The organism is Ochrobactrum sp. SFR4 (assembly GCF_019730395.1).
GTDB lineage: Bacteria > Pseudomonadota > Alphaproteobacteria > Rhizobiales > Rhizobiaceae > Pseudochrobactrum.
Map to the genome: position 1 here is coordinate 1 of NZ_JAAPBB010001137.1, position 247 is coordinate 247.

At 51.0% G+C, this 247-nt stretch carries 1 protein-coding gene; it reads left to right on the plus strand.

Annotation, left to right across the window (positions count from 1 at the left end):
• Window positions 1-24: 24 nt before the first annotated feature.
• On the plus strand, window positions 25-247 hold a 223-nt coding region (locus HBA93_RS22595), incomplete at its 3' end, for a hypothetical protein (RefSeq protein ID WP_502910184.1).

A 247-nucleotide genomic window follows, 5' to 3' on the forward strand; every position in this document is an offset into this window, starting at 1 on the left:
TAAAGATGAAGGATTACCTTACTAATGGATAAACTTACAGACCTGCACTATGTGGGGACTAATAAAGCTATTGTTGGTATGGACACCCACGGTGTGTGGCAGACCTACACATCGGGGGCAGTGTACGACGAGCTTGCATCAGGTAAGCACGGCCACATCAAACCTTGGGTGGATGTACCCGCCGCGCCTGAACCTACTGTACTAGATGCAGTAACCTTCTGGGAACGCATCACAGAGGCCGAGGGTG